The sequence below is a fragment of the Microcystis sp. LE18-22.4A genome (assembly GCF_027531105.1).
Classification (GTDB): domain Bacteria; phylum Cyanobacteriota; class Cyanobacteriia; order Cyanobacteriales; family Microcystaceae; genus Microcystis; species Microcystis aeruginosa.
In genome coordinates, this window is the sequence record NZ_JAPZRB010000608.1 from 1 (window position 1) to 5,574 (window position 5,574).

At 46.6% G+C, this 5,574-nt stretch carries 5 protein-coding genes; 1 reads left to right on the plus strand and 4 read right to left on the minus strand.

The genetic code is table 11. The annotated features are described in order from the left end of the window. Window positions 1-181: 181 nt before the first annotated feature. From O9295_RS26005 to O9295_RS26015, 3 genes are all read right to left on the minus strand, one after another. Window positions 182-1,153 carry a ribose-phosphate pyrophosphokinase gene (locus tag O9295_RS26005; protein ID WP_012265517.1) on the minus strand — a complete coding sequence of 324 codons (972 nt, stop codon included), beginning with the start codon at window positions 1,151-1,153 and terminating at the stop codon, window positions 182-184. 133 nt (window positions 1,154-1,286) lie between these two features. Then, window positions 1,287-3,080 (minus strand): translational GTPase TypA, encoded by a 1,794-nt coding sequence (gene typA, locus O9295_RS26010; protein ID WP_002761429.1) that lies wholly within the window; start codon window positions 3,078-3,080, stop codon window positions 1,287-1,289. 151 nt (window positions 3,081-3,231) lie between these two features. Then, complete coding sequence (locus O9295_RS26015) at window positions 3,232-3,936, minus strand: DUF1997 domain-containing protein (protein WP_147068666.1); 705 nt, start codon at window positions 3,934-3,936, stop codon at window positions 3,232-3,234. A gap of 123 nt (window positions 3,937-4,059) precedes the next feature. Between O9295_RS26015 and O9295_RS26020 the strand changes: the two genes are divergently transcribed. Further along, entirely contained in the window at window positions 4,060-4,719 is a 660-nt protein-coding gene (locus tag O9295_RS26020) for an SDR family oxidoreductase (protein ID WP_288036170.1), read from the plus strand. 25 nt (window positions 4,720-4,744) lie between these two features. Here the strand turns inward: O9295_RS26020 and O9295_RS26025 are convergent, their stop codons facing one another. After that, window positions 4,745-5,308, minus strand: coding sequence for a Uma2 family endonuclease (locus tag O9295_RS26025; protein WP_002771891.1), 564 nt, complete (start codon window positions 5,306-5,308; stop codon window positions 4,745-4,747). Window positions 5,309-5,574 lie beyond the last annotated feature (266 nt).

The window sequence follows — 5,574 nt, forward strand, 5'->3', positions numbered from 1 at the left end:
TTCGTACCAATTTATGTACTACAAGAAGGATAATGCAAGGTTTTTGAGAGTCCCAATCCGATTTTCGCAGCATGAACATCGGATTTTAACAGGTCAAAAGCCTTATCCAACAAGGTTTTTAGATTTATTCAGCAAGCCCTAAATATAAAAATTCCCCCTAGTTTTAGGGGGATTCGGCCATCTATTTGAACATATTACTCACGGAATTGTCCTCATGAATGCGCCATATTGCCTCCCCCAGAATCGGGGCAACCGGCAAGACTTTCAGTTGCGGGAAAAGATGTTCTTGGGGGACGGGAATCGTGTTAGTAACGATCACTTCCTCGACTATGCCACTGGATAAACGCTCGATCGCCGGACCAGAAAAAACCGGATGGGTGGCACAAGCATAAACCTGTCGCGCCCCCTTGGCTTTCAGTAACTGCGCCCCTTGAGCGATCGTACCGGCCGTATCGATCATATCATCGACTAAAACCGCCGTTTTATCCTTAACATCGCCGATCAAGTTCATCACTTCCGCCACATTATGGGTTTGCCGGCGTTTATCAATAATTGCTAGGGGAGCATCATTGAGTTTTTTGGCAAAAGCCCGCGCCCTGGCCACCCCACCCACATCGGGAGAAACCACGACGATATCGGGTAATTGTTTACTGAGAAGATAGTCCACCACCACTGGGGAACCGTAAACGTGATCGAAGGGAATATCGAAATAACCTTGAATTTGGGCCGAATGCAAATCCATGGCCAACACGCGACTTGCCCCCGCTTCCGTGATCAGATTAGCCACCAGTTTAGCGGCGATCGATTCCCGGCCGGCGGTTTTGCGATCGGCGCGAGCATAACCATAATAGGGAATTACGGCGGTAATTTGTCGGGCAGAAGCACGACGACAGGCATCGATCATGATCAACAATTCCATCAAATGATCGTTGACGGGATTGCAACAGGGTTGAATTAAATAGACATCACAGCCCCGGATCGACTCCTGAATCTGGATGTACAATTCACCATCGGCGAAACGTTTACGAATCATCGGACCCACATCCATGCCCAGATAACGGGCCACCTCTTGGGCAAGAGATACATTAGCGGATCCCGAAAAGAGACGAAGACGATTGCTGTCCGACGCGGCGGGAAACATCGGATGTCGCATCAAAGTAGCAGAATAGCTCACAGCAGATTCTTTACCCTCAAACTCAAGGCACTTTTTTCTATCATCTCAGTTTTGTTGAAAATCTGAGTGGATTTCTTTGTTAGATATTGCCGCCGGATTTTGTCAAAACCGATTAACGTTTGGCTAACTTTTTCACCGGTAATTTACGCAGACGGACCGATTTCGGGGTAATTTCTACCAACTCATCCGGTCCGATGTATTCGAGGGCGCGTTCGAGACTCATATCCACGGGGGATTGTAACTGAACCAATTCATCCCCGGTGGCGGAACGATGGTTAGTTAACTGTTTAGTTTTGCAGATATTGATCTCCACGTCCTGGGGCCGGTTGCTTTCGCCGATAATCATGTTTTTATACACTTTTGTCCCCGGAGTAATAAAAAATACCCCCCGGTCCTCGGCGTTTTTGAGGGCGTAGAAAGTGGCGACTCCTTCCTCAAAGGCAGTAATCACGCCATTGTAACGGGTGGCCAATTCCCCGGAGAAAGGACGATATTCGAGAAAACTATGGTTCATAATCCCCTCACCGCGACTCAGACGGATAAATTCGCCCCGGAAACCGATTAAACCTCGGGCCGGAATCACGAATTCCAATTGAGTACGGCCATTGCTGCCCGTCTGCATATCCTGCATTTCCCCTTTCCGTTGGCCGAGACGTTCGATACTGGAACCCACCGCTTCTTCGGGTACATCTAAAACGAGGTATTCGTAGGGTTCGCAGGGTTGACCGTTAATTTCGCGGTAGATAACTTGCGGCTGCGATACTTGGAATTCGTAGCCTTCCCGACGCATGGTTTCGATGAGAATGCCTAAATGCAGTTCCCCCCGTCCCGAAACCAGGAATTTCTCGGCAGAATCACTTTCTTCCACCCGCAGGGCGACATTAGTTTCTAATTCTCGCATTAGACGATCGCGAATTTGCCGCGAGGTGACAAAAGTGCCTTCCTGACCGGCAAAGGGAGAATCGTTCACCGAGAAGGTCATTTGTAGGGTCGGTTCATCGACTTTAATTAGGGGTAAAGCTTGCGGGTCATCGGCTAAAGTTACGGTTTCCCCGATGTTAGCGTCGGCAAAACCAGCCACAGCAACGATATTACCGGCGCTGGCCTCGTTTAGTTCCACCCGTTTGAGGCCCTCAAAACCAAGAAGTTTTGTTATTTTACCCTTGACAACCGCGCCCGTATCCTTTACTAAAGCTGCCTGTTGACCAGCTTTAATTACGCCGTTATGGATGCGGCCGATAACGATGCGTCCTAAGTATTCCGAGTAATCGAGGGTGGTTACTTGCAGCTGTAGGGGTTTGTTAACGTCCCCGGCCGGTGGTGGAACGTGGTGTAAAATCGCTTCAAAGAGGGGCTGCATATCTTTGTCTTCGTCTTCGAGGCTTTCTTTGGCGAATCCTTGCATCCCGGAAGCGAACAGAGTAGTAAAATCACATTGGTCGTCATCGGCACCCAGTTCCACAAACAGATCGAAAACTTTGTCCACGGCTAGGTTAGGATCGACGTTAGGGCGATCGATTTTATTGACCACGACAATCGGTCTTAATCCCTTTTCTAGGGCTTTTTTCAGCACAAAACGGGTTTGGGGCATCGGCCCCTCGTTAGCATCGACAATCAGGATACAACCGTCCACCATACCTAAAACCCGTTCCACTTCGCCACCAAAGTCGGCGTGACCGGGAGTATCGACGATGTTAATCAGGGTGTCTTGGTAACGAACGGCGGTGTTTTTGGCCAGAATGGTGATACCGCGTTCTCTTTCGAGGTCATTGGAATCCATGACGCAGGTGGGTACATCTTCCCCTTCTCGAAAGATTCCCGACTGTTTGAGGAGTGCATCGACGAGGGTGGTTTTCCCGTGGTCAACGTGAGCAATGATAGCAACGTTACGGATAGGCAGAGACATAAAATATTGAAGTAGTCTTAGGTTTATTTTTACAAGTAAACATTTCTTAAAATTCTAGCTTAGACTGACCAGCACCGTTAGCAAATCTTTATTTTTCCTTGCTTTCCCATCAGCAAGCTCTACTGATTACTGTTGACAGACTCCCCAAACCCTAGGCAAGCAACCCACCCTCGCAGGAGTCCAGACGATAGAAAAGACGACTGGAGGCAGGGGGTAGGGGTAAATTAAAGCTAGAGTGAAAATCCTCTTGAACTTTGTAGGTTAAGCGGGGGGAAACTTGGCGAACAATTTGCGTCAACAGTTTATCACCGGTTTTTTGGAGAATGGGACGGGGAATCTTATAAATAAACTTGGGAAACTTAACCATAACATCCATACGCAGTTCCCAGGTGACTTGGGTGATAACCGCCGGAATATCCCGTCCCTGTTGCCGAAAAATTGCCTCAATTTCCCGACTAGGAGAAGATAGCGGCATTTCCTCTAGTTTCATAATTGCCTGATAATCCACTAGATAGCCCAAAAACGGTTGATCGGGAATGGGGACACTGCGAGTATGATAGACTCCATTGACGGGAAGTTCCAGAACCACAGCGATTTTCGGCTCCAGTTCATAGCCAAAAGCTCCATATTTACCGATGGTGATAATATAACCATTGTCACCGAAGGGCAGAGTTTTCATCGGTTCGGCACAACGACAAAACCAACCTTCGTGAGCGCCCAGATAATCGGCAACCTTGTCCTGATTGCTATACATATCCATACATCCGGCAAAATGGGTTTGAAAACCGAGAAATTGATTGTCTTCTTTGACTTCTACAGATTCGCGAGCTAGGGAGTTAATGGGGGGACGCTGCATGACTTAAAACCTGGAAAATGATAGTGCTAGAAACAGTTGGGGATTAACTGCCAAAGGATCGGGGAAATTTGTAGAATTGAGATTAGTGTAACGTATTGTTAAAAACTATTAGGTCAAGAAGCGATGAAAGCATTTGTAGCAGGAGCCACGGGGGAAACGGGACGGCGAATCGTTGCCCAATTAGTCGAACGTCAGATTCCCGTGCGCGCTTTGGTGAGAAACCGCGAGAAAGCGGCGGAAATTTTGCCAGCAGGGGTGGAAATCGTCGTCGGAGATGTCCAACAGGCCGATAAGTTAGAGGCACTCATCGCTGATTGTAGCGTTTTGCTATGCGCCACGGGAGCCAGACCGAGCTTTAATCCCACGGAACCTTTGTTAGTGGACTACTTGGGAACTAAAAATCTCATCGATGCCGCAAAAAAGAAAGGAATCGAGCATTTTGTTCTCGTTACTTCCCTCTGTGTATCCAACTTTTTCCACCCCCTCAATCTCTTTTGGTTAATTTTATTCTGGAAAAAACAAGCGGAAGACTATTTAATCAATAGTGGACTAACCTACACGATTGTGCGCCCCGGAGGCCTCAAAAACGATGATAATCTTAATGCCATTAAAATGTCATCCGCCGATACCCTGTCTGAGGGCAATATTCCCCGCACGAAAGTGGCTTCCGTTTGCGTAGAATCCCTATTTTATCCCGCCGCTAACAATAAAATTCTCGAAATTGTTGCCCCCCCAGACGCTCCCAATCTCGATTGGACTCAATTGTTTCAAAGTGTCGGCTAAACAGTAATCAGTTATCAGTTATCAGTTAACCTCTTAACCAGTCAAATAATTGACCGAGGGTGATTTGAAAATTCGTCGCAAAAGCGGGGACGGGTAAAAGAGCATTTTCTGATTCAAAAATAGCGATAGTTCGATCACTAAAATAAACAAAGATAATTTCTTCTTCTGGATCGATTAACCAACCCATTTGAGTGCCGTGATCCAGACAATAAAGGATATTTTTAACAACTTTAGTCTGATTTTGATCTGGAGAGAGAATTTCAATTAGCCAGTCAGGAGCGATCGCAAAATTATTTAATACTTTTCCCTCGCCATCGCGGGGAATATTTTCCCAGAGAAAAACTGAAACATCAGGAACTAGAGAACGACTGCCAAAAGTACAACGCAATTCAGGATAGGCACGGGCAATTCGTTGGGGTTTTAGACTAGCGTTAATAGCCGGAACCAAATCACCTTGAATAGTGCTATGTTTACCTTGGGGCATTGGTTTAGGAATAATTTGACCGTCAATAAATTCCTTGGCGGGTTTAGTTTCTGGTAATTGTAGAAATTCCCTTAGTGTCAGGGAATTATTAACAGTCACAACCATAAAATTTTTTTATTGATCGTTATGCTCGTTAATTTTATCGCAATTTCTCCAAGCAGAGAAGATCAAAAACAGTTATATAGGGCTGGCTGAATAAATCTAAAAACCTTGTTGGGTAAGACTTTTAGACCTTTTGTCAATCAAAAAGTACTGGCTCTGGGAGTGATCGGGGGGAAATTTAGGCACTTTTTCCCTGAAAATTAGGTAATTGGCCACCTCAAAACTGGTAAAACCCCACACCCCACACCCCACACCCCACACCCTGCCCC

Bases quoted from the DNA above. Each gene is read 5' to 3' on its own strand.
- O9295_RS26025 (WP_002771891.1), bottom strand. From the start codon at position 5,308: ATGGTTGTGACTGTTAATAATTCCCTGACACTAAGGGAATTTCTACAA.
- O9295_RS26015 (WP_147068666.1), bottom strand. From the start codon at position 3,936: ATGCAGCGTCCCCCCATTAACTCCCTAGCTCGCGAATCTGTAGAAGTC.
- O9295_RS26005 (WP_012265517.1), bottom strand. From the start codon at position 1,153: ATGCGACATCCGATGTTTCCCGCCGCGTCGGACAGCAATCGTCTTCGT.
- O9295_RS26020 (WP_288036170.1), top strand. From the start codon at position 4,060: ATGAAAGCATTTGTAGCAGGAGCCACGGGGGAAACGGGACGGCGAATC.
- typA (WP_002761429.1), bottom strand. From the start codon at position 3,080: ATGTCTCTGCCTATCCGTAACGTTGCTATCATTGCTCACGTTGACCAC.